This is a genomic window from Mesorhizobium sp. CU3 (assembly GCF_006442965.1).
Taxonomy (GTDB): Bacteria; Pseudomonadota; Alphaproteobacteria; order Rhizobiales; family Rhizobiaceae; genus Mesorhizobium.
Map to the genome: position 1 here is coordinate 32,984 of NZ_VFWX01000018.1, position 26,444 is coordinate 59,427.

Genomic DNA, 26,444 nt, shown 5'->3' on the forward strand with positions numbered 1-26,444 from the left:
ATGCACAAAAGGTCAAGGAGACAATCATGGCAAACGGGCTCGACGATGTGGTTGCGGCCGACACGGTGCTTTCCGATGTCGACGGCGCGGGCGGGCATCTCACCATCCGAGGCCATTCGCTGATGGAACTGGCCGGCCGCTGGCGTTTTGCTCAAGTGGTTAGGCTGCTGTTCGACGGCTTCTTCGACGAACTTCCGGGCGACAGCGAGCTGGAGAAGGCGATCGGCGAGGCACGCGTCGAGGTGTTCGAGCGGCTGCGGCCGATGCTGGCGGAGCTTGCTCCGCTCGACATCTACAGCGGCATGCGCGCCGGCATGGCGATGCTGCACGACGGCGACGGGCTCGGCGATGCGCTGCGGCTCATCGCGGCGCCGGCGGTGCTGACGCCGGCCCTGCTGCGCCTCGGACGCGGCGAAGCGCCGATCGCGCCGGACGCCAATTCCGATCATGCCGCCGATATGCTGCGCATGCTGTCCGGCATTGCTTCGCCGGCACTGGCAAAAGCATTGGACAGCTATCTGGTCACGGTGTGCGACCATGGGCTCAACGCCTCGACCTTCGCGACGCGCGTGGTTGCCTCGACGCAGGCCGGTCTCACCTCGGCGATCCTGGCCGGGCTCGGCGCGCTGAAAGGCCCGCTTCATGGCGGCGCGCCGGGGCCGGTGATCGAGATGCTCGACGCCATCGAAGGGAGCGGCGACGCCAAGGCTTGGCTGCAGAACGAGATCGCGCATGGGCGGCGCATCATGGGCTTCGGCCACCGCATTTATCGCGTGCGCGATCCGCGCGCCGACGTGCTGAAAGCGGTGGTGCGCCGGCTCGGCAGCCACGGCGAGGCCGGCAGCCGGCTGGCCTTCGCTGAGACGGTGGAGCAGGCGGCGCTCGAAGTGCTGCGCATTGCCAAGCCGCAGCGCTCGCTCCAGACCAATGTCGAATTCTACACCGCGATGCTTCTGGAGGCGGTCGGCTTCCCCAAGGAAGCCTTCTCCAACGTCTTCGCCGCCGGCCGCGTTGCCGGTTGGCTCGCCCATGCCCGCGAGCAGCAGGCGACCGGGCGGCTGATCCGGCCGCAGTCGCGCTATGTCGGGCCGGTGCCGGATCTTGTGGCTTGATAAGCTCGGTTCCTCGCCCTCGCGAAGCGAGCCACGGCACGCACACATTCCGAAGCGGCTGGCTTTGGCGATAGCATGCGTGGCAGCTTGGCGCATGCATTGTCTAATGCAGCGCTGGTCGACCCCCACTCCGTCTCGACGCTGCGCGCCGAGCCACCTCTCCCCCGATCGACGGGGTAGAGGAAAGGCGCCAGGCTTTTTGCCGTCGACGCTCGTCCAGCAACGCTCCTCTTCCTTTCCCTCCGGAGGGGGGAAAGGTGGCGCTGCGAAGCAGCAACGGATTGGGGGGAACCACCTGGCAATCAAGCAGCAGCCTGATCAGTCATGCCAGTCACAGATGATGTGCGCATGCCGTAGCCCACTTCGCGGGGCGAGGAAAAGTCCCATTATCACGCTTGTGTGTACGTGTTCTTGCCTTAGTCCGTTCTTATATGCTGCACTGCAACATGGGCGGCTGCCCGCGCGATGACGCGGGGTGCAGGCCGACTTATCAGGAACAGGAACGCCATGGCGAAGAACGGCAAGGCGGAGGACAGGAAGAAAATCAACGTCGCGCTCCAGGGAGGCGGCTCGCATGGCGCCTTCTCCTGGGGCGTTCTCGACCGGCTGCTCGAGGATGGCCGGCTGGATATCGCCGCGGTGTCCGGCACCAGCGCCGGCGCCATGAATGCGGTGGCGCTGGCCGACGGTTTTGTCCGGGGCGGCGTCGAAGGCGCTCGCCAAAAACTCGACGATTTCTGGCGGGCGGTCGCGGCGAAGGGCCGCTTCAGTCCTGTGCAGCGCATGCCCTGGGATATCGCCTGGGGCAACTGGTCGGTCGAGAACACGCCGGGCTATGTGTTCTTCGACACCATGTCGCGGGTGTTCTCGCCCTATGTCGCCAACCCGCTCGGCCTCAACCCGCTGCGCGACGTGGTCGAGGACGAGATCGACTTCGCAAACGTGCATGCCTGCAAGTCGATGGAACTGTTCATCTCGGCGACCAATGTCGAGACCGGCCAGTTGCGCGTCTTCTCCGACGGCGAGATAGACCTCGATACGGTGATGGCCTCGGCCTGCCTGCCGCAACTCTTCCGCGCCGTCGAGATCAAGGGCGTGCCCTATTGGGATGGCGGCTATGGCGGCAATCCGGCGCTCTATCCGTTCTTCAAGTCGACGGCGACCGACGACGTGCTCCTGGTGCAGATCAACCCGGTGGTGCGCGAAGGCACGCCGAAAAGCGCCAACGAGATCCAGAACCGCATCGACGAGATCACCTTCAATGCCGGCCTCTTGCGCGAATTCCGGGCGATTGCCTTCGTCAAGGAACTAATCGCCGCCGGCCGCCTGCCGCATCAGGAATACCGCGACATCCGCATGCACCGCATCGACGCCGACGAGGCGTTCAAGGACCTGTCTGCGTCGTCCAAGGTCAATGCCGAATGGGCATTCCTGGCCTATCTGCGCGACCTCGGCCGCAATGCGGCCAGCGACTGGCTGGAGGAGAATTACGACGCCGTCGGCAGCCGGGCGACGCTCGACCTGTCGGGCGAGCTCGACGACGGGTTGAAGCCGCTGCGCGGCTCGGCGCCTGGACGACGGGTGAAGGAGTTCCTGGCGGCGCACCTGAAGCCGGAAGCGGCAAGGCGGCGGGCTTAAACCCTTAGCGAGGTCTTTCGGCATTCCGAACGGCCGCCTATAGACCATCGGCAAGGGTTGCCTTGCCCGGAGCGAGCCGCCGATGTTGTTGAATGCCGCATTGCCGGAGCTGGCGAGCGCCTTGATCGGGCGCTGGCATGTGCGCCGCGTGGTGCGTGACTTTGCCGGCTCGGCGGGTTGCGTGTTTTCTGGCGAAGCTCTGCTGACCGACAGCGGCTTTTCGGAAGAAGGCGAAATGCGCGTCGGCGACCGGGCGCTGCCGGCGAGCCGCGCCTACAGGCTGGAGCGGCAGGATGGTTGCGTGCTGGTCTTTCGCGGCGCCGAATTGTTCATCCGCCTTGGCGGCGCGCCGTCGCAGATCGTGCACCATCAATGCGGCGACGACCTCTATATTGGGCGTTTCATCTTTCGCTCAGACGAATGGGTGGAGGCCTGGCGGGTGAAAGGCCCGCGCAAGAACTATGCGAGCGTCAGCCGGTTCCGCCGCATCATCTTACGCACCTGATTTGACAGCATTCCGCTGCGGAACCGGGGCCGGCGCTGGATTCGGCCTTTCGCGCGATGTAACTTACCTGAACGTAAAGGGGAGGTCGCAATGCTGCAGACGAGGCAGAACACCCTCGGCGTCAGGTTCGAGGCGCAGTGCAGGGCCTTCGAGAAAGAGCCGTTTCCCGCCATCGACGTGCGCAAGGACCGGCTGAAGCGCTTGTTGGCGCTGACCGAAAGCCATGAGGCCGAGATCTGCGCTGCGATCGACAGCGATTTTTCCGCGCGCTCGCCGCAGGAAACGCGGCTTGCCGAATTGTTCGTCGTGCGCGCCGGCATCAGGCACGCGCTGTCGCATGTGCGCGGTTGGATGCGCGAGCGCCGCGTCGCCACCAGCCTGCCCTTCATGCCGGGCCGCAACCGGCTGTTGCCGCAGCCGCTCGGCGTGGTCGGCATCGTCTCGCCCTGGAACTATCCGTTCCAGCTCGCCATCGCCCCGGCGACCGCGGCTTTGGCGGCCGGCAACCGCGTGCTGATCAAGCCGTCGGAGCTGACACCGAAATTCTCGGATCTTCTGGCCCGTCTGGTCGAGGAACATTTTTCGCCCGACGAGGTGTGCGTGGTGGTCGGTGATGCCGATGTCGGCAAGGCGTTCGTGTCGCTGCCTTTCGACCATCTATTGTTCACCGGCTCGACTGCCGTCGGCCGGCAAGTGGCGCTGGCCGCCGCCGCCAATCTGACGCCGGTAACTTTAGAGCTCGGCGGCAAGTCGCCGGCGATCTTCGATCCGTCCTGCGATCTCGATGCTTCCGTCGCCAGCGTCGCCTACGGCAAGCTGCTCAATGCCGGGCAGACCTGCATCGCGCCGGACTATCTGATGGTTCCGCAGGGACAAAGCGCGGCGGTCGCGGCGAAATTCGCTTCGGCCATGGCAAAGCTCTATCCGCGCCTCGGCGACAATCCCGACTACACGGCCATCGTCAGCGAGCGGCATCACAAGCGCCTCGGCGACATGGTGGCGGAAGCACGCGACAGCGGCGCCGAGGTCATCGAGGTCAATCCAGCCAAGGAGAAGCTCGGCGTCACCGACCGCAAGATGGCGCCGGTGCTGGTGCGCAATGCCGGCGACAATCTGCGGCTGATGCGCGAGGAGATTTTCGGGCCGGTGCTGCCGATCCTCGAATACGGGACGGTCGACGAGGCCATCGAGCATGTGAACCGCGGCGAGCGTCCGCTGGCGCTCTACTGGTTCGGCAAAGATGGCGCCAATCGCCAAAGGGTGATGCAGGAGACGGTGGCCGGCGGCGTTACGGTCAACGACTGCATGCTGCATCTGGTGCAGGAGCGGCAGCCCTTCGGCGGTGTCGGCGAGAGCGGCATCGGCGCCTATCACGGCGAATGGGGTTTCCGCACCTTCAGCAAGGAAAAGCCGATCTTCATCCAGTCGAAGCTCAGCGCCGGCGGCCTGCTGCGCCCGCCCTATGGCAAGACCTTCGAGCGGATCTTCCGGCTGCTCAATCTCATCACCTGACGATCATGGCTGCTGGATGTGCGAGCGTAAGCCATTGTTGTGTGACAACACTGCAAGTGCTCGCGAGAAAAAGCCCTGCATCATCCTGACGCCTGCTGCCAGTAACCCGGCGTAAGCTGGGTAAATATCGGTCGACCCTACAGAAAAACTGCGGTAAAGCGGCGAAAGAGCCCAAAATTATCGAAACGCGACGTTTCGTGGCGCAATGGTTCCGCAACTTTTCCGGCTATATTGCGCCGCAACTTTCAGGTAGAAGCGGCGTTTCGCCGATCACGGCGAATTGAATAAGGCCCTGCGCGCACCCATATCGGCCGCGCGCCCGGGTGTCGGAACGCCGACCTCGCCAGGCCTGCAACGGAAAAATGACGATGCCGAAAATCAGGTTTCACAAGCTTGCAGCCCTTGTCGTGCTCGTTGGGTTTGGCGCCTGGATGGGAACGGGCCATTTCTCGTCGGTGGGCAGTGCCGCGGTGAAGTCGGCGGATGCCGCCAAGCCCGCGCAGCCCGAGGCCGAAAAGCCGAAGACGGCCGAAGCGGAACCCAAAGCGGCGCCGCGCACCGTCGCGGTGGTGACGCCGCCGCGCAAGACCTATGCGCGGGCGATCCGGATCTCGGGCCTTACCGAGGCCGACAAGCGCGCCGTGCTGGCGACGCGCGTCAACGGCGTCATCGAAAAGCTGCCGGTCAAGCAGGGCGATCGCGTCAAGACCGGCGACCTCGTGCTGATGCTCGCGGCTGAGGAAAAAATCTCGAACCTCGACAATGCCAAGCAACTCGTGGTGCAGCGCAAGGCTGAGCTTGACGCCTCGGAGCGGCTGGCCAAGACCGGCAATCTGCCCAAGCTGCAGCTCGACACCGCGCGCTCCAATCTGACGCTGGCGCAATCGCAGCTCGACACCGCGCAGGCCGAACTCGACCGCAACGAGGTCAAGGCGCCGTTCGACGGCGTCATCGACCGCATTCCCGTCGAGCTCGGCAGCTCGGTTATGCAGGGCGGCGAGGTGGCGACGATCCTCAAGCTCGATCCGGTGATCGCGCGCGGCGAGATCAGCGAGCGCGACCTGCGCTACATCAAGATCGGCGACGAGGCCGACGTGCGGCTGGTCAACGACCAGAAGGTCACCGGCACCGTCCGCTACATCAGCCGCGATGCCTCGGCGCAGACCCGCACCTTCCGCGTCGAAGTGGCGATCCCCAATGGCGACGGTTCGATCCCTGCCGGCATGACTGCCGAAATCACGCTCAGCGCCGAGCCGACCAATGCGGTCATGCTGCCGCGTTCGGTAGTGACGCTGGGCGACAAGGGCGACCTCGGCATCCGCACCGTCGGCAAGGACGACAAGGTGGCGTTCTTCCCGATCGACCTGGTCGACGACACGCCGCACGGTCTGGTGTTGGGCGGCATACCGCAAGATGCGCGCATCATCGTTGCCGGCCAGGAGCTGGTGAAGGAAGGCGATACGGTCAAGCCGGTCGAGGCCGATCAGGCCACCATCAACAAGCTGATCGGCGAAGCCACCGCCGGCACGCAGTAAGCACGACGCGGCGCGCCGGGCCTTTGCCCCGGTGGCCGGTTCGCAGTCCAGGGAATAGCAGGCCGAAGTCATGGATATCGTCAGACTCGCCATCAACAACGCCCGCCTCACAATATCGGCGCTGCTGTTCCTGCTCGTCGCGGGCTGGGTTGCCTATCAGTCGACGCCGAAGGAAGCGGAGCCCGACGTTCCGATTCCGATGATGTATGTCAGCCTGATCTACCAGGGCATCTCGCCGGAGGATTCCGAACGCCTGCTTCTCAGGCCGATGGAAAGCAAGCTGAAGAGCCTGAAGGGCCTCAAGGAGATGCGCTCTGCCGCCTTCCAGGGCGGTGGTTATGTTCTGGTCGAGTTCCAGCCGCAGACCAATCTGGCCACCGCGCTGCAGGACACGCGTTCGAAGGTGCAGGATGCCAAGGCCGATCTGCCGCAGGCGGCCGAGGAGCCGGTAGTCACCGAAGTCAACGTCTCGGAGTTCCCGGTCATGGTGGTGACGCTTTCCGGCGATGTGCCGGAGCGCGTGCTGACATCGGCCGCTCGTGAACTGCGCGACCGTATCGAGGAAGTGCCGGGCGTGCTCGAAGGTTCGCTCCAGGGTGCGCGCGACGACCTGGTCGAGGTCGTCATCGATCCGGTGAAGCTTTCCTCCTACGGGCTGCAGCTCGACCAAGTGATGCAGGGCGTCGCCTCCTCCAACAGCCTGGTGGCGGCCGGCAATCTCGAAGGCTCGGAAGGCAAATACGCGGTCAAGGTGCCGTCGCTGATCGAGACGCCGGAAGATGTCGCCAACTTGCCGGTGGTCGCGACGCCCAACGCCGTTGTCCAGGCCAAGGATGTCGCCACCATACGCTCGACTTTCAAGGATGCCGAGACGGTCACCCGCCTCGACGGCAAGCCGGCCATCGCCATCGAGGTGAAGAAGCGCATCGGCGCCAATCTGATCGACACGCTGACCAAGGTCAGGGAGGTGTCCGACGGCTTCATCAAGACGATGCCGGAAGGCATGCATGTCACCTACACGCAGGACAAGTCGGTCTTCGTCAACCAGTTGCTCGGCGACCTGCAGAACCATGTGATGATCGCCGTCATCCTGGTGTTCATCGTCATCCTCTACGCGCTATCGGGACGCGCCTCGCTGCTCATCGGCCTTGCCATCCCGTCATCCTTCCTGATGGGCATCCTTTTGCTTGCCATGATGGGCTACACGATCAACATGATCGTGCTGTTCAGCCTCATCCTGGCGGTCGGCATGCTGGTGGACGACGCCATCATCGTCACAGAGTTCGCCGAGCGGCGCATGAGCGAGGGCATGCCGAAGGCCGACGCCTTCGCCTTGGCCGCCAGGCGCATGGCCGGCCCGGTAATCGCGGCGACGATGACGCGCATCGCCGCCTTCTCGCCACTCCTGTTCTGGCCCGGCATCATCGGCGATTTCATGAAATACATGCCGATCACGCTGATCGTGACGCTGTCGGCCTCGATGCTCTACGCGCTGGTGTTCACGCCGACGCTGGGTGCGATCTTCGCCAAGGCGCCCGCGCATCACGAGGAGGACCATCGCGACGGCTGGTACATGGCGATCGTCAAGCAGGCGGTGCGTTTCCCAATCACCGTGCTGGTGCTGACCGTCGTGCTGTTGACCGGCAGCGTCGTCGGCTATGCGAAATACGGCGCTGGCGTCGAATTTTTCCCGAGCGTCGAGCCGGACTACGGCCTGCTCTACGTGCATGCGCGCGGCAACCTATCGCTGGCCGAGATGGACGCTGCGACCAAGACGGCGGAAAGCCGGCTGCTCGGCTGGCCGGGCGTGAAGTCGGTCTATACGCGCGCCGGCAAGACGCAGGGCGGCGGCCAGGACATTCCGGAGGACGTGGTCGGCGTCATCCAGTACGAATTCGTCGACTGGCGCCAGCGCAAATCCGCCAACCAGATCCTCGACGATCTGCGCGGCGTCATGGCCGGCATCCCCGGCGTCGATGTCGAGGTGCGGGTGCCGGAGGCCGGCCCGCCGACCGGCAAGGCGATCCAGATCAGGCTGTCGGCCGCCGATCCGGCCGGGCTCGACGACAAGGCGCGCCAGGTGGCGGCGCGCATCGCCAAGATCCCCAACGTCATCGACATTTCCGACGGCCTGCCGCCGCCCGGCGTCGACTGGGCGATCGAGGTCGACCGCGCCAAGGCGGCGCAATACGGCATCAGCCCGACCTCGGTCGGCACGGTGGTGCAACTGGTCACCAACGGGCTCAAGCTTTCGGAGTACCGGCCGGCCGGCGCCGATGACGCGGTCGACATAAGGCTGCGCCTGCCGGAAGACCGGCGCACGCTGTCGACGCTGGACGAGCTCAGGGTGCAGACCTCGCAAGGGTCGGTGCCGATCTCGAATTTCGTGGTCAGGAAGCCCGAGCCGACGGTCGGGATCCTCAACCGCATCGACGGGGCGCGCACCGTGGTGGTGCAGGCCAATGTCAGCGCCGGCGCGCAGGTGGCGGCAGTGCAGCAGGAGGTGACCAAGGCGGTCGCCGACATGGACCTCGGCAGCGGCATTCGCTGGAAGCTCGCCGGCTCCAACGAGGACAGTGCGGAAGCGGGCGCGTTCCTGTCCAAAGCCTTCGGCGCGGCGCTCTTCCTGATCTTCCTGGTGCTGTTGATGCAGTTCAATAAGTTCACCAGCGTGCTGATGGTGCTGTCTTGCGTGGTCATGGCGACGATCGGCGTGCTGCTTGGCCTGCTGGCGACCGGCGAGGCCTTCGGCATCGTCATGTCGGGCATCGGCGTGATCGCGCTGGCCGGCGTGGTGGTGAACAACAACATCGTGTTGATCGACACCTACGACCGGCTGCGAGAGGAAGGCTGGGACAAGATGGAGGCGGTGCTGCAGACCTGCCGCGAGCGCGCGCGGCCGGTGGTGCTGACGGCGGTGTCGGCCATCCTCGGCGTGCTGCCGATCGCCTTCGGCCTTGGGCTTGAAATCTTCCATCACGAGACGACGATCAACGCGCCGTCGACGCAGTGGTGGATTTCGCTGTCCTCGGCCATCGTCTTCGGCCTGTCCTTCGCGACGCTGCTGACACTGGTGGTGACGCCGTCGATGCTGATGGTGTTCACGCGCAGCAAGAACAGCCGCTTCTATGCCTTCTTCCGTCGGCTGTTCCGGCGCGGCAAGGGCAAGGTATCGACCGAGCAGCCTGCCGCGGATGCCGGTGTCGAGCCGGCGGTCGCGTTCCAGAAAGCCGCGGAATAGCGTGATCTGAAATGGCAAGGGCCGCCCGGTGTCCCCGGGCGGCCTTTGCGTGTCTGGTACAGACCCTTTGCAATCAAGCGGCCTGGCGGGCCGGCGCGGCCGTGATGCCTATATCCTCCAGCGCTTCCTCCACCGCCTCGTCGAGGGGTGTGTGCGGGATTTCGCCGATAACCTGTTCCAGACGCGACGAGACCAGCCGGTGTGGCTCGAAGCGCAGGTAGGACATCGAGACGATCTCGCGCCACATGGCGACGAACGGGCTGCCGGCGCGCAGCACCCACCAGGGCATGAAAGAGAGCTTCAGCTTGCGGCCGAGTGCCTTCTCGGCTGCGGCCTTGATCTCGAGGTCGGTGACGGCGTGGCCGGGGAAGTTGATCGCTTCATAGAAGCCCGTTTTGTCGAGATTGCGGGCAAGGCCGACAAAGGCGACGGCGAAGTCCGGCAGATAGGCCCATTCATGCGTGAGATCGGCCGGGCCGGGGGCGGTGTAGACGCCTTTGGCGATCTTGGCGGCGACGACGAGGTCGAACCAGGAGCCCGAGCCGGTGCCGCCGAAGAAGTCGCCAGCCCTAAGAACAATGGTGCGCACATGGCCGGCGTCGGCCTCGCGGCGGAACAGCTCTTCCATGGCGCAGCGGATGCGGCCCTTCTCGGTGGTCGGATGGAAGGGCGTCGCTTCGGTGATCACTTCGGGCATCGGCGAGCCGTAATTGTAGACGGTTCCTGGGAAAAGATGCAGCGCGCCGTTGGCGCGGCAGGCGGCCATGACGTTCTCGGCCATCGGCAGGCACTTGCCCCAGTCGGTGTAGATCGGGTTCAGACCGTTGAAGACGATGTCGATGCCTTCGGTTGCGCGGATCAGCGAGTCACGATCCAGCGCGTCGCCGGCAACCGCCGCCGCGCCCTTCAGCTCGGCGGGCACCTTGCCGGTGCGGGTGACGGCGCGGACGTCGAAGCCGGCGTCGATGAAGGCCTTGCCGACGACGCGGCCCAGCCGGCCATTGGCGCCCAGAATTGCGATCTTGGTCATTGGTTCTCTCCGTCGTTTGCGTTGGAGTGCAGGATGGTCTTTATGAGAACGAATAGAAATTCTCTATCGATGCATTTTCATTATTCGAAAATGGATAGGTCACAGAACGGTGCCAGGCCGGGCTTGATGGCGGTTCGCGGACAGAGCGGCGGGCAAGCCCGCCGCTTTGAGACCCCTCGGGACCGGATCGTTCAGCGATTTCCGAACAGATCGCGGTTGCTGCCTGGGATCATGGGTTTGCGGACCAGTTCGTCCGACTTCTTGATGGAAGCGGTGACGCTGTTGTCGATGTTGGCGGCCACAGGCGCGGCCGGCCGGTCGGCGTTGGCCGAGCCGTAGTTGTCGCTGCCGGCGAAGGCGGCGCCCGAGGCTACGAGGACGGTGGCGAGGGCGAGTGCGATCTTGGTCATCTCAGTTACTCCTGGTTGGGTTTGGTTCGGTTTGATGGATCTGAGGGAATGGAGCCGGATCAGCGACCCCAGATGCCCCGGCCGGATTCGACATGCGCGTCCTGCTTGACGGCGGCCGCGGGCTTCTCGATCGAAGCGGTGAAGCCCTTGTCTACGGAAACGGCAGGCTGGTTGGCGTTGGCCGAGCCGTAGTTGTCGCTGCCGGCAAAGGCAGTGCCCGAGGCAATGAGGACGGCGGTGAGGGTGAGTGCGATCTTGGTCATTTCAGTTACTCCTGGTTTCAATGTTGGTGGCTCGGAGAAGAGCCGGTTGACGTTGCATTCCGAATATCGCTGGTTTGAATTCGAATGGAAATTGACTGATTTTGGCGATCTGATATTCAAGAATGAATGCAAGAGTTTGACTGGAATCTCATCAAGAGCTTCGTCACAGTGGCGGAAACCGGGAGTCTCTCGGCCGCCGCGCGCAAGCTGGCGGCCAGCCAACCGACGCTCGGGCGCCATATCGGCGAACTGGAGCAGGCGCTCGGCGTCACCCTGTTCCGGCGCGGCCGGCGCGGCTATGAACTGACCGAGGCGGGCACCGCCCTCTACGAACGCGGCCGGGTCGTCAGCGAGCAGGCGAATGCGTTTTCGCTGCTAGCGCTGGGATCGGTCGAAGCGATCGAGGGCACCGTGCGCATCGCCGCCTCAGAAATGGTGGCAGCCTATGTGCTACCGCAGATGATGGCTCGTCTCGGCGCCGAGGAGCCCGGCATAGAGGTCGAGATCGCTGCTTCAAATCAGGTCGACAACCTGTTGCGGCGGGATGCCGACATTGCCGTACGCATGGTGAAGCCGGCGCAGAACGAACTGGTGGCGCGCAAGGTCACCGACATTCCGCTTTGCGTCTGCGCGGCGAGATCGTACCTGGACAGGAACGGCCGTCCGCGCCAGCCAAGCAATCTTGCCGACCATCCGTTGATCGGCTTCGACCGCAGCGACGAGATGATCCGCGGCTTTGCCGCGTTCGGCGTGCCGGTTGCCCGCAGCGCCTTCCGCTTCAGGAGCGACAACCACATCGTGCTGTGGGAGGCGGTGCGCGCGGGATACGGCATCGGCATCGGCCAGGAGCCGCTGGCTGCCCGCGATCCTCTGTTGGAAAAGCTGCTGCCCGAACTGCCCTTGCCGGTGCTGCCTGTCTGGCTGGTCATGCATCGCGACGTGCGCACCAGCATGCGCATCCGCCGCGTCGCGGATTTCCTGTATGAGGAGTTGAAGCGCTATTCGGCAGGAACAGTTTCGGGCGCGAATTCGGCACGGTGAGCGAGCCCTGCCATCAGCATCACGACGACCAGCAGGCCAGACAGCGCGACGAAGATCGGGCCGAAGCTCGAATGCTCGGCGACGAAACCGATCGCCGACGGGGCCACCAATATGCCGGAATAACCCATGGTGGTGACGACGCTCATGCCGGTGCCGGACGACATGCCTTCCTGATTGCCGCCGGCCGAGAATAGGATCGGCACCATGTTGGCGATGCCGAAGCCGCAGAAGGCGAAGGCGGCGATGGCAAGGTAGGGCGAGGGGGACAGGCCGGCGACCAGCATGCCGGCTGCGGCGACCAGCGCCGAGCCGCGCAAGGTCGCCACGGCGCCGAAGCGGTTGCGCACGCCATCGCCCAGGAAACGCATCAGCGCCATGACGCCGGAGAAGGCGGCATAGGCGAGGCCGGCGACGGCAAGGTCGGCGCCGAGTTCCTGGTGCAGGAACAGCGCCGCCCAATCAAGCACGGCGCCCTCGGAGATCATGGTGAGCAGCGCCATCAGCCCGACCAGATAGACGGCCGTGTGCCGCGGCAGCGCGAATTTCTGATGCTCGACGGCCTGCGGCTTGTCGTCCGCGACGAGATGGCCAATGGCAAAGGCGATGACGGCAAAGGCGATGGCCGTCACCACGATGGCATGGGCGAGATAGCCATAGGTCTGGATGGAATAGCCGCCAAGCGCGCCGCCGGCGAAACCGCCGAGGCTCCAGAAACCGTGCGAGGACGACATGATGGCGCGGGAGAGCTTTCTTTCCACCACGACGGCGTTGGAGTTCATGGCGACATCCATGCCGCCGATCGAACCACCGAAGATAAGCATGGCGATCGCCGCCAGCGGCACGTTAGGGGCCAGCGCCACGACCAGCAGGCCGAAGCTGCCGCAAATGCCGAACATGCGCACCACGTTGCGCGAGCCGTGCCTGGAAATGAGATGGCCGCACCAGGTCATCGCCAGCACCGCACCGACGCCGAACAGAAGGATCAGCAGGCCGAGCGTGAACTTGGTGATGTCGAGCCGGGTGAGGAAAACAGGAATCTGCGGCGCCCAACTGCCGGTCAGGAAACCGTTGGCGAGGAAAATGCCGGCGACTGCCCAGCGGCCGCGGACAGCGGCCTCGATCGTGGTTTGCGCGTTCATGGTCTCCGATAGGCCAAGTCGTTTCGCGTGGCAAATTAGATCGATTCAATTTGGGGTCAAGGGCCGGGTACGGGAAGTGCTTGGACCAAGGGGGCGAGGTAGGTTTTGTCCTGCCTAGTTGCTCGACTCGGGAACGCTGGAGATTAGCCGAAACGCCTGTCGCGTCGTCATCCACGGGCGAAGCAAGGAGCGAAGCGACGCGCGCAGACCCGAGGATCCATGCCGTGACGTCGAGGCGTCGCATCGGTGCAGACCTGGTGCTGCAGCGCCAGCGGTATGATCCCCCTTTTCTGGACCGCGGCATTCTTCGGCCGACGTCACGGCATGGATTCCAGGGTCTGCGCGCGTCGCTTCGCTCCTTGCTTCGCCCTAGAATGACGACGTCGCGAAGGCGATCGACGGCGCTAATGATCCTTCGGCCGCCGCGCCTCGAACTCGGCCTTCTTGGCTTCCGACGCCTCGGTCTGGTTGAGCGCCTGCCACTCTGCATAGGGCATGCCGTAGATGATCTCGCGCGAGGCGTCCTTCGACAGCGCAACGCCATCCGCCTCGGCGGCCTCGCGGTACCAGTTGGACAGGCAGTTGCGGCAGAAGCCGGCGAGGTTCATCAGGTCGATGTTCTGGACGTCACCGCGCTCGCGCAGATGTTCGACCAGGCGGCGGAAGGCGGCCGCCTCAAAATCGCGTTGCTGCTCTTGGCTGAGTTCGGTCATAGAAGGGCCTTTCACACTGGCCCGGTGCGCGAGCCGAACATCTTTACCTCGTGTATATCGGCACGGCGGTCGATGGCGTCAACGATCGGCGCCAGCCGTTCGGCCCAGGCAAGCGCGCCGATGCGGTCGGCGATCAGATCCTGGCGTATCTCGATCAGCGCATGCGCGTAGCCGTTGACGATGGCGTGGCGGAACATGGTGTCGCCGCGCAGCGCGCCGTCATAAGGTTCGTTGTCGCCGACGACGAGGGTCTTGTCCTGCGCCAACATATCGATCAGCGGCCGCGCCACGCGGCCGTCGAGATCCCACAAGACGCCGACATGCCAGGGGCGGACGAAGCCCTGCATCACCGGTGTGAAGGAATGAACCGAGAAGATGAACGGCGCTTTGCCGGAGGCCTGCGCGACCGAGGCGATCATGGCGCCGACGGCGTCGTGATAGGGGCGATAAAAACGGTCGAGGCGCCGCTCGCGCTCTTGCGCCGCCATGGGATAGTTTCCCGGCACGATCGTGCCGTCATAGAGCTGGCGGATCAGCGTCGGATCGTCCTCGCCCCGGTTGGGGTCGATCAAGAGCCGCGAGAAACCGGCGAGCACCGCGGGCGCATCGAGCGCCGCGGCCAGTTCGCGCGTCACCGTCTCGACGCCGATGTCATAGGCGATGTGGCGTTCGAATTCGGACGCCGGCAAACCGAGGCTGCCATACTCTTCGGGAAGATCGCGGCGGGCGTGGTCGGCCAGAAGCACGATGCCTTTCTTGCGATCGCCCTCGACAATATCGAACGGCGCGAAAACTGTGGATCGGGTCATCGGCTGAAAAGAGGCTGGTCGCGCGAATGTGGTATCGTCATTCCACGAAGAGGACGCTGGCGCAATGCCGTTGTTTGGCCAAGGTTGCTGCAAAAAATCCCGCATCGGACGAGATCTTGCGCCCTGGGCTCTTCTAAATCGATTGGAATTGAACAAAACGGCGCGTTGACATGCGCCCGCACTTTGCTGAAAAGGGGCGTCGAGAGATGCAAATGTGGTTCGTGAGGGGTTTCGAGATGGGTTTTGCCGGCAGGCTGCGGAAGCGGCTTACCCTGCCGCTGCTCATCGTCGGCGTGGGATTTTGTGCGCTCGCCGCGACCTCGCCCGCCCGAGCCGACTTCCGCGTCTGCAACGCGACGCAAAATCTGGTGGGTGTCGGCATCGGCTATCGCGCCAAGGCCGGCTGGATCACCGAAGGCTGGTGGCACATCGAAGGATCGACCTGCAAGACGCTGATCGAGGGGCCGCTGTCATCAAGGTTTTACTATCTTTATGCAGAAGACGCCGAGCGCGGCGGGCGCTGGGACGGCCCGATCAACATGTGCGTGGCCGAAAAAGAGTTCAAGATCGCCGGCGTGAACGATTGCGTCGCCCGGGGCTTTCAGCGCGCCGGATTTCAGGAATATGACACGGGCGAGCAGGCAAGCTGGATGGTCCAGCTGACCGACGAGCCCGCAACGGGAGGCGCGCCAGCGGCCGCCCCTGCTCCGGGAACAAACAGTCAATGAGACGTAACCGCAAGGTCAAGATCCTCGCCACCATCGGTCCGGCTTCCTCCTCCGAGGAAATGCTGAAGAAGCTGTTCGAAGCGGGCGCAGATGTGTTCCGCATCAATATGAGCCACACCGACCACGAGCTGATGCGCACGCTGGTCGCCCGCATCCGCGCCGTCGAGGCGGTCGTCGGCCGGCCGATCGGCATCCTTGCCGACCTGCAGGGCCCGAAGTTGCGCGTCGGCAAGTTCGCCAACGTCAAGGAAGCGCTGACCGCCGGCCAGACCTTTACGCTTGACGACAATCCACAGCCCGGCAATTCCAGCCGCGTCTACCTGCCGCATCCGGAAATCCTGAGCTCGGTCGAGGCCGGTCACAGACTTTTGATCGACGACGGCAAGCTGGAGCTCAAGGCGGTGAAGAGCGACGGCAAGTCGATCACCTGCACCGTCGTCGCCGGCACGACGATTTCCGACAAGAAGGGCGTCAGCCTGCCCGACACCGACCTGCCGGTCGGCGCGCTGACCGAGAAGGACCGCGCCGATCTCGACGCGGTGCTGGCGGCAAGCGTCGACTGGGTGGCGCTGTCCTTCGTGCAGCGGCCGGAGGATCTGGCGGAAGCCCGCAAGATAGCGCGCGGCCGGGCACTGATCATGGCCAAGATCGAGAAGCCGCAGGCTGTCGCCCGCCTGGCAGAGATCATCGAATTGTCGGACGCGCTGATGGTCGCGCGCGGTGATCTCGGCGTGGAGATGCCGCTCGAGGCCGTGCCCGGCATCCAGAAGCAGATCACGCGCGCCGCGCGTCGCGCCGGCAAGCCGGTGGTGGTCGCCACGCAGATGCTGGAATCGATGATCACCGCGCCGGTGCCGACGCGCGCCGAGGTGTCCGACGTGTCGATCGCCGTATTCGAAGGCGCCGACGCGATCATGTTGTCTGCCGAATCCGCGGCCGGCGCCTATCCGGTCGAGGCCGTCGCGATGATGAACCGCATCGCCACCAAGGTCGAAACCGACCCGACCTATGCCGGCATCATCAACGCGCAGCGCTCCGAGCCGGAAGCGACCGGGGCCGATGCGATTTCGCTCGCCGCGCGCGAGATCGCCGAGACGCTGAAACTGTCGGCGATCATCACCTACACCGCGTCGGGCACCACCGGGCTCCGCGCCGCGCGCGAGCGCCCGCAGGTGCCGATCGTGGCGCTGTCGCCGATCCTCAACACGGCGCGCCGGCTGTCGCTTTTATGGGGCACGCATTGCGTCGTTTCGCCGGATGCCACCGACCTCGACGACATGGTCGACCGCGCCTGCCGCATCGCGCTCGACGAAGGTTTCGGAAAGCCGGGCGACCGGGTGATCATCACGGCCGGCGTGCCGTTGAGGACGCCGGGTTCGACCAATATGCTGCGGATTGCCTATGTCGGGTCGGATAGCCGCTAGGTATGCCGACATTCAGGTGAGGCCGGCCTGCAAGTAGCGGCCTGGCCCCAAATCAGGTCGGTGCCAACTCGGCGTCGGGCACCTTGATATCCGGGCATTTGCCGTCGTTATAGGCATCGTCGGCGATGCGGCCTTCCACGGTTTTCGCCAAGGCCTGGAGATCGACCGGCGCGCCGGCGACCTTCTCGATGGCGCCAACGACGAGGTCGGGCGCGATCCAGTCCGGCTTGTGGCCGAGATTGTGGACCCAGACCAGCTCGGCGCCTGAGATGTCGCGCTGCAGGCCGACCGAGTGGATGGTGGCGTAGACGATCTTGTCGCGATCGCCCGATATGACGACGGTCGGCGCCTTGATCTCACGATAATGCGGCGAAGCGGAGCGCGCATAGTCGTAGAGCTGGGCGACATCGACGGCGTTGGCGCGGAACGCCGATGGTTTCAGCACCAGCGGGATCGAGGCGTTGCCGATGTAACCCTCAGGCACCTTGTTCGGCGAGAAGACACAGGCCGTGGCATCGCCGATCTGCGCCATGCCGGCCGGATAGGCCAGCGTCTGCGAAAACAGCCAGCCCACCACCGGAACGGCGGTCAGCTTGTAGTACCAGGCGGTCGCGCCGCCGGGCCAGGGATGGCTGGCGGGCGAGAGGAAGACGAGGCCGGCCGTCCTGTCCGGATGCTGGCGGGCGAAAGCGGTGGTGATCGCGCCGCCGAAGGAATGGGCGACGATGATCGCTTTGCCGATATGAAGACGATCCATCAGCAGGGCGATCGTATCGGCCTGCGCCGCCAGCGTGTCGTTGCCGCCTCGTTCCGACCAGCCGAAGCCCGGACGGTCGAGGAACAGCATTTCGGCACGGCCTTCGAGCAACGGTCTCAGCGGCAGCATCTGGTCTTTCAGATTGGCGCTGGCGCCATGGATGAAGACAACAGGCGGCAGGCTGGCGCCCGCTGACGCCGGAACATGGACATAGTGGATGCGCACGCCATCGATTTCGGCGAATTCGCCGACGGCCGGGTTACGGCGCTCGATCGACCAGACGCCGATGCGGGTGACGCCGGCGAGGGCAAGGAGGAGCGCGACGAGGAAAAGGAAGGCGGCGCAGATGAGGTTCATGCGGGGATATACGGAGGTGGAGAGGGTTTTGGTTCAGGGGAGTAGGGGAGTAGGGGAGTAGGGGAGTAGGGTAAACCATTCTTGGCGCCGTTTACGGCATCCAAACATACTCCCTTATTCCCCTATTCCCTTACTCCCCTTGCCTATCAAATTCCTTCGCCCGCCAGCTCTTCCGACAGCGTCGACACCTGGTTCTGGGCGCTGCGCATCATCGGGTAGATCGCCAGCACCTTCTGCCAGGCCTCCAGCGCCGACTGCTTGTGGCCGGTCTCGGCCATGATCTGGGCGAGGCCCGAAAGCGCGCCGAAATGGCGCGGCTCGAGCTGCAGGGTGCGGTCGATGTCGGCCATCGACTTCCCGTAATTCTTCATCATGAAATGCACGGTGGCGCGGCGATTCCAGCCTTCGGCATAGTCGGGCTGCAAGGTCACCACCTGGTCGAGGAAATCGAGCGCGACGTCGAACTTCTGGTCTTCCGTCGCCTTTTGCGCCCACTGCATCATCAGGTCGATGGAGGCGCTGCCGGACTGGTTCCATTCGCTCCAGATGCGGCCGGCGATGCGCTCGGCAGCCTTCTCGTTGCGCTCGCGCTTCAATTCGGTGAAGAGCTGGTCGAGACGGCCCTGTTTGGTCGGGGCCTCCGGTGGCGGTGTCGCGGCCGGCGGTGCAGCGGCGGGCGGCACGGTGTCTGGAGGCAGTGCGCCCTGCACCGTTTCCGCGCCCGCAGGCAAAGCCATGCCGGAGAGCAAAAGGGCGGTGAGAAATGCAAAACGAATCCGCATCGCCGGAATCTAATCCCGGGCGGCGGATCGTCAAAGTGATTTTGCGTGAGAGGGCCGGCGAACCGGCAATCGACATCAGCGCGGCGCTTCTTCATGCATGCCGTTCGGCATGCACGGCGCCGCGCGCAAGCGTCAGCCCTGGCGCGCCTTGTAGCGCGGAGCGGTCTTGTTGATGATGTAGATGCGTCCCTTGCGGCGAACCAGCCGGTTGTCGCGGTGACGCGCCTTGAGCGCCTTGAGCGAATTCTTGATCTTCATGGTCTTGCCTGTTCGGTCAGGGCCCGTCCCGGGCCGAATTTTAAAGGCGCGCCCGGAAAAAGCGCGCCTTTGAACTTGCGGTGGCTCATAAACGAGGAGTGTCGTCCGTGTCAACCACGTGAGACGGTGGAATGCCACAAGCGGCGGCCCCTTATCAAATATTTGCCTGTTCCTCCGGGGCGCCTTGCGCGACTCAAAGGCGGCTGGAATGGTGGTCCGACGCCCAAGCGACCGGAGAATCCCTATGCGCCGTCTCGTTTTGCCCGCCTGCATTGTCCTTCTGGCTGCCAACACGGCCGCCTGGGCGCAAGAATGCGACCGTGGCGACGACAGCCAGACAATGATGAACATCTGCGCCGACACCGACTATCAGGCGGCCGACGCCAAGCTCAACGAGGCTTATCAGGAGCTGGTGCGCCGCAACGACCAGGCCTCGAACAAGCTGTTGCAGACCGCGCAGCGCGCCTGGATCACCTTCCGTGACGCCGAATGCGCCTATACGACCGCCGACAGTGTCGGCGGCTCCATCCATCCGATGGAGGTTTCGCAGTGCCTGACGGGACTTACGATAGCCCGCACCAAGCAGATCACCTCCGGCGCCAATTGCAAGGAGGGCGATGTGAACTGCGGCGGCTCGGATGGGGACGACGACCAGGACATGCAGTAGGCGATAGCTATTTCGCTCGCGTCAGCCGCGTGAAATGGCCCATCTTGCGGCCGGGGCGCGATTCCGCCTTGCCGTAGAGATGCAGCAGCAGATCGGGCTCTGTCAGCAGCGCCGGCACTTTCAGCATGTCGTCGCCGATCAGGTTTTCCATCACGCAGGCGGAATGGCGGGCGGGCGAGCCGAGCGGCAGGCCAGCGACGGCGCGGATATGCTGCTCGAACTGCGAGACGACACAGGCAGCCTCCGTCCAGTGACCGGAATTGTGGACGCGGGGCGCCAACTCGTTGGCCAGCAGTGAACCGTCGGCAAGGACGAAGAACTCGACGCCGATGACGCCGACATAGTCGAGCGCGGCAAGGATCTTCGCTGCCGCATCCTTGGCCGCCGCGGCCGTTTCAGGCCCGATCGCGGCCGGCAGCGTGGAGGTGCGCAATATGCCCTCGCGATGCACGTTCTCGGCCGGATCGTAGACGGCAATGCCGCCGTCTCGGCCGCGCGCGGCGATCACGGAAATCTCGCGCTCGAAGGCGACGAGCGATTCCAGGATCAGCGGCACATTGCCCATAGCCTCGCAGGTGCCGGCAAAGCCGCCGGTCTCCATGTTGCGGAAGACGCGCTGGCCCTTGCCGTCATAGCCCATGCGGCGGGTCTTCAGGACGCCGCTGCCGTTGAAACTCTTCAGCGCCGCCGTCAGTTGGTCGTCATTGTCGACGGGGCGGAATTCGGCGGTCGGAATTCCGATGCCGTTGAGAAAGCTTTTTTCGGTGACGCGATCCTGCGCCACTTCGAGCGCCCGGGCCGGCGGATAGACGGGAACGCTTGCCACGAGCGCCCCGGCCGCCGCGACCGGGACATTCTCGAATTCGTAGGTGACGACGTCGCTGGCTGCGGCAAGCTCGGCCAGCGCGGCCGGATCGTCATAGGCGGCGGTGATCTGCCGGTTGGCGACCTGCGCGGCCGGGCAGTCCGGCTGCGGTTCCAGGATGATCGTGCGGTAGCCGAGGCGGGCGGCGGCCATCGCCAGCATGCGGCCGAGCTGGCCGCCGCCGATGATGCCGATGGTCGATCCGGGCGCCAGGCTCACGGCGTGTCCGTCGGCTCGAAGGCGACCTTGGCGGTCTGTGCCGAGCGCCAGGCCTCGAGCCGGGCGGCTAATTTGTCGTCGTTGAGCGCCAGCACGGCCGCGGCGAGCAGCGCTGCATTGGCCGCGCCTGCCTTGCCGATGGCCAGCGTGCCGACCGGAATGCCGGCCGGCATCTGCACGATGGAGAGCAGCGAATCCTGGCCCGACAGTGCCTTGGATTCGACCGGAACACCGAACACCGGCAGCGGCGTCATCGCCGCCGTCATGCCGGGCAAATGTGCCGCGCCGCCGGCGCCGGCGATGATCACCTTGAAGCCGGCCGCCTTGGCGCCCCTCGCGAAGTCATAGAGGCGGTCGGGGGTGCGGTGCGCCGAGATGATCAGCCTTTTGTGCGGGATGCCCAGCGCCTCCAGCGTTTCGGCCGCCTGGCGCATCGTCGCCCAGTCGGACTGGCTGCCCATGATGATGGCGACGTCGGCATGCTGATCGGTCAAGGTATCGCTCCCCGGCAAAGGCGCGCCTTAGCGGAATTCGCCTCTAGCCGCAAGGATTGTCGGGGCTGCGCGGGTTAGTCCGGCCAGCGCAGCGATCCGGCTGACTCCTTGCGCGCCACCTTCATCGCGTCCGCCGGCCGGTCCTTCGCCGTCAGCACGGCCCGCAACTGTTGAGCCACGATCTCCGCCTCGCCGGGATGCAGATTGCAGGGGTCGAGGAAGAAATGGCCGCGCTCGACCTCGTGGTTGCGCACGATGACCGGCGGCGAGCCGGCCGCAAGGGCGGAAGCCAGACCGGCGGCGGTGAAGCGGCTTTCGGGGCGCACGAAGACCTGCAGGCGGTCGAGCGGATTGTTGGTCGGGTCGGGAATGATCTCGGCGTTGATGCCTGGAATGCCCTGCAGCGCGTCCTTCCATAGGTTGAGGGCGGCTTCCTCGCGCCGGCGGATGCCGGCATGGTCTCGCTTTTCCCAAGCATCGAGCGCCGCCATGGTGCCGGCGATGCTTTCCTTGCCGACTTTCATGGCGCGCGCGACGCCGCGGTTCTGCAGATAGGCGGCGCGGACAAGGTCCTTGCGGCCGGTGACGATGCCGCTGGTAGGGCCCGACAGGAATTTGTGGCCGCTATAGACGACGATGTCGGCGCCGCGCGCCAGGAAGCTGCGCAGATCGTATTCCGAGGCCGCGTCGACGACCACCGGAACATTCTTGGCGTGGCAGATCTCGCAGAACTCCTCCAGCGAAAGCATGCCGTATTGCACGGTGTGGTGCGCGACGACGTAAAGCGCTGCCGCCGTGCGCTCATTGATCGCCTCGCGCACATGATAATCCTGCGTGACGCTGACGGTGCCGGCTGAAATGACCTTGGCGCCTGCGACACGGATCGACTGGTCGACCGGCGCGCCGTAATTGACGATGTGGCCGAGCTGGATGACGACTTCCGACTTGAGGCCTTCAGTGTCGTCGGGCAGGCGTTCGATCGCCAGCAGGTTGGTGCCGGTCATCGCGCCGGCGATCGCCATGGTGATACCGCTAGCGCAGCAGGCGGTGATGAAGCCGGCCTCGCCGCCGGTCAGGCGAGCGACGACCGCGCTGGCGGCGCGCTGCAGGTCGTCCATCTCCACCCATTGCGAGGCGATCTCGGCCATCGCGCTGATCGCCTCGGGCACGATGATCGAGGCGCCCAGCGTCGTCATCGTGCCGGAGACGTTGATGATCGGCCGCAAGCCCAGCCGTTCGCGGATGGTGGTGTTGGAGCCGGCGTCGGAATAGGTTTTCATGTGAGTGGACTCCCTGAAAGTCAGGCCGCGATCTCGACGACCGCTTCGATTTCGACGGTGATGTTGCGCGGCAGCGAGCCGACGCCGATGGCCGAGCGCGCATGGCCGCCAAGCTTGTCGAAGACATCGGCGAAGAGGTCGGAACAGCCATTGACCACTTTAGGGTGGTCGCTGAAGGTCGGCGTGGCGTTGACGAAGCCGAGCAGTTTCACCACGCGCACGATGCGGCCGAGATCGCCCGCCGCCGCATGCATGACGGCCAGCAGATTGAGACCGGTGAGGCGGGCATGCTCATAGGCCTGCTCGACGGTGACGTCGTCGCCGACCTTGCCGGTGCACAGCGTGCCGTCGGCGCGCAGCGGCCCCTGTCCAGACAGGAAGATCAGCCGGCCGCTCTCGGCATGGGTGACGAAATTGGCGATGGGCGTCGGCGGCTCGGGGAGCGTCAGGCCGAGTTCGGCGAGCCGTTGGTAAGGCGACATGGGAAGGCTACTCCTTGGATGGCCGAGGCCACCCGTTTTTCAGAAATGCGAGGCGCGGAAGCGCGCCAGGAAGGTGCGCAGCCGCTCATTGGTGGTCTCGGCGGCCAGCACCTCCTTCGGCGGCCCGACGGCCGAGACGCCGCCATCGGCCATGAAGACGATGCGGGTCGAGGCATCGCGGGCGAAGGCCATTTCGTGCGTCACCATCACCATGGTCATGCCGTCCTCGGCGAGGCTGCGCACCACGGCCAGCACCTCGCCGACCAGCTCCGGGTCGAGCGCCGAGGTGATCTCGTCGAGCAACAGGATTTTGGGCTCCATGGCGACGGCGCGCGCAATGCCGACGCGTTGCTGCTGGCCGCCGGAGAGTTCGGCCGGCAGGCTGTCGGCCTTGTGAGCGAGGCCGACGCGGCCCAGCCAATGCTCGGCGATGGCGCGGGCCTCGGCGCTGCTCTTGCCGCGCACCTTGGTGAGGCCGAGCATGATGTTGCCGGCGGCGGTCAGATGCGGGAAGAGGTTGAAGCTCTGGAACACCATGCCGGTCTCGGCGCGCATGGCGGCAAGGTCGCGCTCGCTGCGGCGCTGGCGCGTGCCCGCATCACGGTAGCCGACCTCCTTGCCGTCGATGCGGATCGAGCCTCCGTCATAGCTTTCGAGGAAGTTGACGCAGCGCAAAAGCGTGGTCTTGCCGCTGCCCGACGGGCCGATGATGGTAACCACCTCGCCCTTGGCGACCTGCAGGCTGACCGAGCGCAGCACGGCGACCTGGCCGAAGGATTTCGAGACCTCGGCGATGTCGAGAAGCGCTGGGGTGGAGCTGGTGGCCATGGCGTTAGTCCCGGATGAAAGCGAAGCGCCGCTCCAGCCTGCGGCTGGCGTAGGAAAGCGCGTAGTTGACGGAGAAATAGATCAGGGCGCCGAGGATATAGAGCGGCATCGCCTCATAGGTGCGGCCGATGACCTGATTGATCGCCTGCATCAGGTCGGTGATGCCGAGCAGCGAGACCAGCGCACTGCCCTTGACCGCATCGGTGACGCCGTTGATCCAGGGCGGCAGGAACCGACGGAAGGCCTGCGGGAAGATCACCGAGGTGAGCCGCTGGCGAAAGGTCAGGCCGATCGCCATAGCGGCCTCGGACTGGCCCTTGGGTATCGAGGCGACGGCGCCGCGCACATATTCGACGACCTGCGCCGTCTTGAACAGAGTGAGCGCCAGCACCGCCGCCCAGAAGGACTGCAGATGCAGTCCGGCCGCCGGCAGGCCGTAATAGACGAAGAACATCAGCACCAGGATCGGGATGCCGCGGATGGTGTCGGAGAAGATGCGCACCGCCCAGCGCAGCGGCGCCGGCCCGTAGACCAGGCCGACGCCGAGCAGGACGCCGGCGATCAGCGACAGCACCACCACCAGCAGCGATACCCACAAGGTGATGGCGAAACCCTTGGCGAGGAACGGCAGGGCATAGAGGATCTGGCTCAGCATGTCAGCGCGCCGCCCTGAACCGGCGTTCGACCAGCCGCAGCGCAAACAGCAGCGCATAGCCGGTCACCAGATACATCGCCGTCGTCACCAGATAGACCTCGACGATGCGGAAGGTGTTGAAGTTGATCCACTGGGCTCCGTAGGTGAGCTCGGGCACCGAGATCACCGAGGCGATCGACGTGTCCTTGAAGAGCGAGATGAAGGTGTTGGAGAGCGCCGGCAGCGTGATGCGCATCATCGTCGGCAGGCGCACATGGATCAGCCGTTGCCATGGGGTAAGGCCGATCGCCTTGCCGGCGTCGAGCTGGCCGCGCGGCACGGCCTCGAGGCCTGAGCGGAACACTTCGACCAGATAGGCGCCGCTATAGACCGACAGCGTCACGACAAAAGAAGTGGGGGCGCTGTAGGCGAGGTCGATGACGGTCGGCACGCCGTAGAAGACGAGATAGACCAGCAGGATCAGCGGCACGTTGCGGATGAATTCGACGTAAGCCGCGATGATGGCGCGCACGACGCGGCCGGCCGAGACGTACCAGACGGCCAGCACCAGGCCGATGACGATGCCGATGGCGATCGAGATGACGGCAAGCTCGAGGCTGAGCAGCAGGCCGCCCCACAGCTTGTCGAAATGTCGCCAGATCAGGTTGAAATTGAGCGTATAGCCCATGCGTCCGTCTCAATATCCCGCGTGACGGATCAAGGATCCGCCCCACGCAGGGCTGTGTCGAGGAGAAACAGGCGGAAAGCGCTCGATGCGCTCCCCGCCGGTTCCGTCGGATGGGTGGTCAGATGACCGGGAAGCCCGGATGGCGCGGCGGCGGTTCCTGGCCGAAATATTCCTTGAAGGCGGCGTCGTAGAGCGCCGTCTCATGGCCGAACATGGCGATGGTGAAGGTCTGGTTGACGAAGGTCAGCCAGTCGAGGTCGCCCTGCCGGACGGCGGCGCCGTAAAGCATCGAGTACCAGCTCTTGCCGGCGTCGAAATATTTGTCCGGGTTGCGCGAGGCGAGCCAGCGCACGGTCGACAGATCGACCGCGGCGGCGTCGGCGCGCTTCGATTCCAGCGCCTGCAAGACGTTGGCCTGGGTGTCGATCTGCAGCACCTGCGCCTGCGGCAGGGCGTAGTGAACCGAGCTTTCGGCGTCGACATTCTGCAGGATCGAGATGCGGGTGTTGGCGCCGTTGGCGAGCAGCTTGTCGAAAGTCTTGTTCTCGGAGCCGGGCAGCGTCAGGAGTGCTACGCCCTCGACGTAATAGGGCCGCGAGAAGTGGATCAGCTGCGAGCGCTGCGCCGTCATGGTCATGAACTGGATGGTGATGTCGACCTTGTTGGTCGTCACGTTGGGGATGCGCTGCGCCGGATCCTGCATGACGAACTCGACCTTGGTCGGGTCGTCGAACAGGCCCTTGGCGAGGATGCGGCCCATGGTGATGTCCATGCCGACCAGCTCGCCGGCATCGTTCTCGAAATGCCACGGCGCATTGGTGCTGCCGGTGCCGACGATCAGCTTGCCGCGGTCGAGCGCGGTGCGCAGCACGCTGTCGGACGCGGCCTGCGCGGCCGCTTCCTCGGCGCTGATGGCGGTGAGCGCGCCGGCCGCGGCCAGGCTCGCCATTCCCAGTTTCAGAAAATCACGTCTGCCGGATGTGTCGTTCACGGCGACCTCCTTTTCGTGTTGTGTTCCCCTGCGGACGAGCGA

General features: G+C 65.0%; 27 protein-coding genes. 10 read left to right on the forward strand and 17 right to left on the reverse strand.

The genetic code is table 11. The annotated features are described in order from the left end of the window. Positions 1-26: 26 nt before the first annotated feature. From FJ988_RS24185 to FJ988_RS24210, 6 genes are all read left to right on the forward strand, one after another. Entirely contained in the window at positions 27-1,112 is a 1,086-nt protein-coding gene (locus FJ988_RS24185; protein WP_140820871.1) for a citrate synthase/methylcitrate synthase, read from the forward strand. A gap of 507 nt (positions 1,113-1,619) precedes the next feature. After that, positions 1,620-2,750, forward strand: a complete 1,131-nt coding sequence (locus tag FJ988_RS24190) for a patatin-like phospholipase family protein (protein WP_140820872.1) — start codon at positions 1,620-1,622, stop codon at positions 2,748-2,750. Positions 2,751-2,832: 82 nt separating this feature from the next. Further along, entirely contained in the window at positions 2,833-3,255 is a 423-nt protein-coding gene (locus FJ988_RS24195; RefSeq protein ID WP_140820873.1) for a DUF6314 family protein, read from the forward strand. Between the two features lie 90 nt (positions 3,256-3,345). Further along, positions 3,346-4,767 carry a coniferyl aldehyde dehydrogenase gene (locus tag FJ988_RS24200; RefSeq protein ID WP_140820874.1) on the forward strand — a complete coding sequence of 474 codons (1,422 nt, stop codon included), beginning with the start codon at positions 3,346-3,348 and terminating at the stop codon, positions 4,765-4,767. Between the two features lie 368 nt (positions 4,768-5,135). After that, complete coding sequence (locus FJ988_RS24205; protein ID WP_140820875.1) at positions 5,136-6,302, forward strand: efflux RND transporter periplasmic adaptor subunit; 1,167 nt, start codon at positions 5,136-5,138, stop codon at positions 6,300-6,302. Positions 6,303-6,372: 70 nt separating this feature from the next. Continuing rightward, positions 6,373-9,543 carry an efflux RND transporter permease subunit gene (locus tag FJ988_RS24210; RefSeq protein ID WP_140820876.1) on the forward strand — a complete coding sequence of 1,057 codons (3,171 nt, stop codon included), beginning with the start codon at positions 6,373-6,375 and terminating at the stop codon, positions 9,541-9,543. A gap of 73 nt (positions 9,544-9,616) precedes the next feature. Here the strand turns inward: FJ988_RS24210 and FJ988_RS24215 are convergent, their stop codons facing one another. From FJ988_RS24215 to FJ988_RS24225, 3 genes are all read right to left on the reverse strand, one after another. After that, a complete protein-coding gene (locus FJ988_RS24215) occupies positions 9,617-10,573 on the reverse strand; it encodes an SDR family oxidoreductase (protein WP_140820877.1) in 957 nt (318 codons plus the stop codon). A gap of 191 nt (positions 10,574-10,764) precedes the next feature. Then, entirely contained in the window at positions 10,765-10,983 is a 219-nt protein-coding gene (locus FJ988_RS24220) for a DUF680 domain-containing protein (protein ID WP_140820878.1), read from the reverse strand. Positions 10,984-11,042: 59 nt separating this feature from the next. Next, complete coding sequence (locus tag FJ988_RS24225) at positions 11,043-11,246, reverse strand: DUF680 domain-containing protein (RefSeq protein WP_140820879.1); 204 nt, start codon at positions 11,244-11,246, stop codon at positions 11,043-11,045. Positions 11,247-11,372: 126 nt separating this feature from the next. On the opposite strand from FJ988_RS24225, the gene FJ988_RS24230 reads away from it, so the two are divergent. Beyond that, positions 11,373-12,287: a LysR family transcriptional regulator gene (locus tag FJ988_RS24230; protein ID WP_140820880.1), complete on the forward strand. Its 915-nt coding sequence runs from the start codon at positions 11,373-11,375 to the stop codon at positions 12,285-12,287. On the opposite strand, the gene FJ988_RS24235 is transcribed toward FJ988_RS24230, so the two are convergent. The 3 genes from FJ988_RS24235 to FJ988_RS24245 form a co-directional block, all read right to left on the reverse strand. Continuing rightward, positions 12,245-13,426 (reverse strand): MFS transporter, encoded by a 1,182-nt coding sequence (locus tag FJ988_RS24235; RefSeq protein WP_140820881.1) that lies wholly within the window; start codon positions 13,424-13,426, stop codon positions 12,245-12,247. The genes FJ988_RS24230 and FJ988_RS24235 overlap by 43 nt on opposite strands. 404 nt (positions 13,427-13,830) lie before the next feature. Then, positions 13,831-14,139 carry a DUF1244 domain-containing protein gene (locus FJ988_RS24240; RefSeq protein ID WP_140820882.1) on the reverse strand — a complete coding sequence of 103 codons (309 nt, stop codon included), beginning with the start codon at positions 14,137-14,139 and terminating at the stop codon, positions 13,831-13,833. Between the two features lie 11 nt (positions 14,140-14,150). Continuing rightward, positions 14,151-14,948 (reverse strand): N-formylglutamate amidohydrolase, encoded by a 798-nt coding sequence (locus tag FJ988_RS24245; protein WP_140820883.1) that lies wholly within the window; start codon positions 14,946-14,948, stop codon positions 14,151-14,153. A gap of 236 nt (positions 14,949-15,184) precedes the next feature. On the opposite strand from FJ988_RS24245, the gene FJ988_RS24250 reads away from it, so the two are divergent. Both FJ988_RS24250 and pyk read left to right on the forward strand, forming a co-directional pair. After that, positions 15,185-15,676, forward strand: coding sequence for a DUF1036 domain-containing protein (locus FJ988_RS24250; RefSeq protein ID WP_140820884.1), 492 nt, complete (start codon positions 15,185-15,187; stop codon positions 15,674-15,676). Continuing rightward, positions 15,673-17,100 carry a pyruvate kinase gene (gene pyk, locus FJ988_RS24255; protein ID WP_140820885.1) on the forward strand — a complete coding sequence of 476 codons (1,428 nt, stop codon included), beginning with the start codon at positions 15,673-15,675 and terminating at the stop codon, positions 17,098-17,100. Before FJ988_RS24250 ends, pyk begins: the two co-directional genes overlap by 4 nt. A 52-nt stretch (positions 17,101-17,152) precedes the next feature. On the opposite strand, the gene FJ988_RS24260 is transcribed toward pyk, so the two are convergent. From FJ988_RS24260 to ykgO, 3 genes are all read right to left on the reverse strand, one after another. Then, positions 17,153-18,214: an alpha/beta fold hydrolase gene (locus FJ988_RS24260; protein ID WP_140820886.1), complete on the reverse strand. Its 1,062-nt coding sequence runs from the start codon at positions 18,212-18,214 to the stop codon at positions 17,153-17,155. 146 nt (positions 18,215-18,360) lie between these two features. After that, the gene (locus FJ988_RS24265; RefSeq protein WP_140820887.1) at positions 18,361-18,996 is read right to left on the reverse strand and encodes a hypothetical protein; all 636 of its coding nucleotides are present in this window, start codon (positions 18,994-18,996) and stop codon (positions 18,361-18,363) included. Between the two features lie 132 nt (positions 18,997-19,128). Next, positions 19,129-19,254 carry a type B 50S ribosomal protein L36 gene (ykgO, locus tag FJ988_RS24270; protein WP_040974291.1) on the reverse strand — a complete coding sequence of 42 codons (126 nt, stop codon included), beginning with the start codon at positions 19,252-19,254 and terminating at the stop codon, positions 19,129-19,131. A 244-nt stretch (positions 19,255-19,498) separates the two neighbouring features. Between ykgO and FJ988_RS24275 the strand changes: the two genes are divergently transcribed. Continuing rightward, positions 19,499-19,921, forward strand: coding sequence for a lysozyme inhibitor LprI family protein (locus FJ988_RS24275; RefSeq protein WP_140820888.1), 423 nt, complete (start codon positions 19,499-19,501; stop codon positions 19,919-19,921). A gap of 7 nt (positions 19,922-19,928) precedes the next feature. On the opposite strand, the gene FJ988_RS24280 is transcribed toward FJ988_RS24275, so the two are convergent. The 8 genes from FJ988_RS24280 to FJ988_RS24315 form a co-directional block, all read right to left on the reverse strand. Then, a complete protein-coding gene (locus FJ988_RS24280) occupies positions 19,929-21,005 on the reverse strand; it encodes a 5-(carboxyamino)imidazole ribonucleotide synthase (protein ID WP_140820889.1) in 1,077 nt (358 codons plus the stop codon). Next, the gene (purE, locus tag FJ988_RS24285; RefSeq protein WP_140820890.1) at positions 21,002-21,499 is read right to left on the reverse strand and encodes a 5-(carboxyamino)imidazole ribonucleotide mutase; all 498 of its coding nucleotides are present in this window, start codon (positions 21,497-21,499) and stop codon (positions 21,002-21,004) included. The genes FJ988_RS24280 and purE overlap by 4 nt, the downstream gene beginning before the upstream one ends. Before the next feature lie 74 nt (positions 21,500-21,573). Beyond that, a complete protein-coding gene (locus FJ988_RS24290; protein WP_140820891.1) occupies positions 21,574-22,779 on the reverse strand; it encodes an aminotransferase class V-fold PLP-dependent enzyme in 1,206 nt (401 codons plus the stop codon). A 20-nt stretch (positions 22,780-22,799) separates the two neighbouring features. After that, positions 22,800-23,261: a RidA family protein gene (locus FJ988_RS24295; protein ID WP_140820892.1), complete on the reverse strand. Its 462-nt coding sequence runs from the start codon at positions 23,259-23,261 to the stop codon at positions 22,800-22,802. 39 nt (positions 23,262-23,300) lie between these two features. Next, positions 23,301-24,089, reverse strand: a complete 789-nt coding sequence (locus tag FJ988_RS24300; RefSeq protein WP_140820893.1) for an amino acid ABC transporter ATP-binding protein — start codon at positions 24,087-24,089, stop codon at positions 23,301-23,303. A 4-nt stretch (positions 24,090-24,093) separates the two neighbouring features. Further along, a complete protein-coding gene (locus FJ988_RS24305) occupies positions 24,094-24,744 on the reverse strand; it encodes an amino acid ABC transporter permease (RefSeq protein WP_140820894.1) in 651 nt (216 codons plus the stop codon). Position 24,745: 1 nt separating this feature from the next. Next, entirely contained in the window at positions 24,746-25,411 is a 666-nt protein-coding gene (locus FJ988_RS24310) for an amino acid ABC transporter permease (RefSeq protein WP_140820895.1), read from the reverse strand. Between the two features lie 118 nt (positions 25,412-25,529). Further along, on the reverse strand, positions 25,530-26,402 hold the full coding sequence (locus tag FJ988_RS24315) for a transporter substrate-binding domain-containing protein (RefSeq protein ID WP_140820896.1): 873 nt from the start codon (positions 26,400-26,402) through the stop codon (positions 25,530-25,532). Positions 26,403-26,444: the final 42 nt, after the last annotated feature.

Coding starts and splice junctions, on each gene's coding strand:
- FJ988_RS24310 (WP_140820895.1), bottom strand. CDS start 25,411: ATGGGCTATACGCTCAATTTCAACCTGATCTGGCGACATTTCGACAAG.
- FJ988_RS24195 (WP_140820873.1), top strand. CDS start 2,833: ATGTTGTTGAATGCCGCATTGCCGGAGCTGGCGAGCGCCTTGATCGGG.
- FJ988_RS24300 (WP_140820893.1), bottom strand. CDS start 24,089: ATGGCCACCAGCTCCACCCCAGCGCTTCTCGACATCGCCGAGGTCTCG.
- FJ988_RS24260 (WP_140820886.1), bottom strand. CDS start 18,214: ATGAACCTCATCTGCGCCGCCTTCCTTTTCCTCGTCGCGCTCCTCCTT.
- FJ988_RS24200 (WP_140820874.1), top strand. CDS start 3,346: ATGCTGCAGACGAGGCAGAACACCCTCGGCGTCAGGTTCGAGGCGCAG.
- FJ988_RS24250 (WP_140820884.1), top strand. CDS start 15,185: ATGGGTTTTGCCGGCAGGCTGCGGAAGCGGCTTACCCTGCCGCTGCTC.
- FJ988_RS24295 (WP_140820892.1), bottom strand. CDS start 23,261: ATGTCGCCTTACCAACGGCTCGCCGAACTCGGCCTGACGCTCCCCGAG.
- FJ988_RS24230 (WP_140820880.1), top strand. CDS start 11,373: ATGCAAGAGTTTGACTGGAATCTCATCAAGAGCTTCGTCACAGTGGCG.
- FJ988_RS24190 (WP_140820872.1), top strand. CDS start 1,620: ATGGCGAAGAACGGCAAGGCGGAGGACAGGAAGAAAATCAACGTCGCG.
- FJ988_RS24305 (WP_140820894.1), bottom strand. CDS start 24,744: ATGCTGAGCCAGATCCTCTATGCCCTGCCGTTCCTCGCCAAGGGTTTC.
- pyk (WP_140820885.1), top strand. CDS start 15,673: ATGAGACGTAACCGCAAGGTCAAGATCCTCGCCACCATCGGTCCGGCT.
- FJ988_RS24220 (WP_140820878.1), bottom strand. CDS start 10,983: ATGACCAAGATCGCACTCGCCCTCGCCACCGTCCTCGTAGCCTCGGGC.
- ykgO (WP_040974291.1), bottom strand. CDS start 19,254: ATGAAGATCAAGAATTCGCTCAAGGCGCTCAAGGCGCGTCACCGCGAC.
- FJ988_RS24245 (WP_140820883.1), bottom strand. CDS start 14,948: ATGACCCGATCCACAGTTTTCGCGCCGTTCGATATTGTCGAGGGCGAT.
- FJ988_RS24225 (WP_140820879.1), bottom strand. CDS start 11,246: ATGACCAAGATCGCACTCACCCTCACCGCCGTCCTCATTGCCTCGGGC.
- FJ988_RS24240 (WP_140820882.1), bottom strand. CDS start 14,139: ATGACCGAACTCAGCCAAGAGCAGCAACGCGATTTTGAGGCGGCCGCC.
- FJ988_RS24205 (WP_140820875.1), top strand. CDS start 5,136: ATGCCGAAAATCAGGTTTCACAAGCTTGCAGCCCTTGTCGTGCTCGTT.
- FJ988_RS24265 (WP_140820887.1), bottom strand. CDS start 18,996: ATGCGGATTCGTTTTGCATTTCTCACCGCCCTTTTGCTCTCCGGCATG.
- FJ988_RS24275 (WP_140820888.1), top strand. CDS start 19,499: ATGCGCCGTCTCGTTTTGCCCGCCTGCATTGTCCTTCTGGCTGCCAAC.
- FJ988_RS24290 (WP_140820891.1), bottom strand. CDS start 22,779: ATGAAAACCTATTCCGACGCCGGCTCCAACACCACCATCCGCGAACGG.
- FJ988_RS24185 (WP_140820871.1), top strand. CDS start 27: ATGGCAAACGGGCTCGACGATGTGGTTGCGGCCGACACGGTGCTTTCC.
- FJ988_RS24235 (WP_140820881.1), bottom strand. CDS start 13,426: ATGAACGCGCAAACCACGATCGAGGCCGCTGTCCGCGGCCGCTGGGCA.
- FJ988_RS24210 (WP_140820876.1), top strand. CDS start 6,373: ATGGATATCGTCAGACTCGCCATCAACAACGCCCGCCTCACAATATCG.
- FJ988_RS24215 (WP_140820877.1), bottom strand. CDS start 10,573: ATGACCAAGATCGCAATTCTGGGCGCCAATGGCCGGCTGGGCCGCGTC.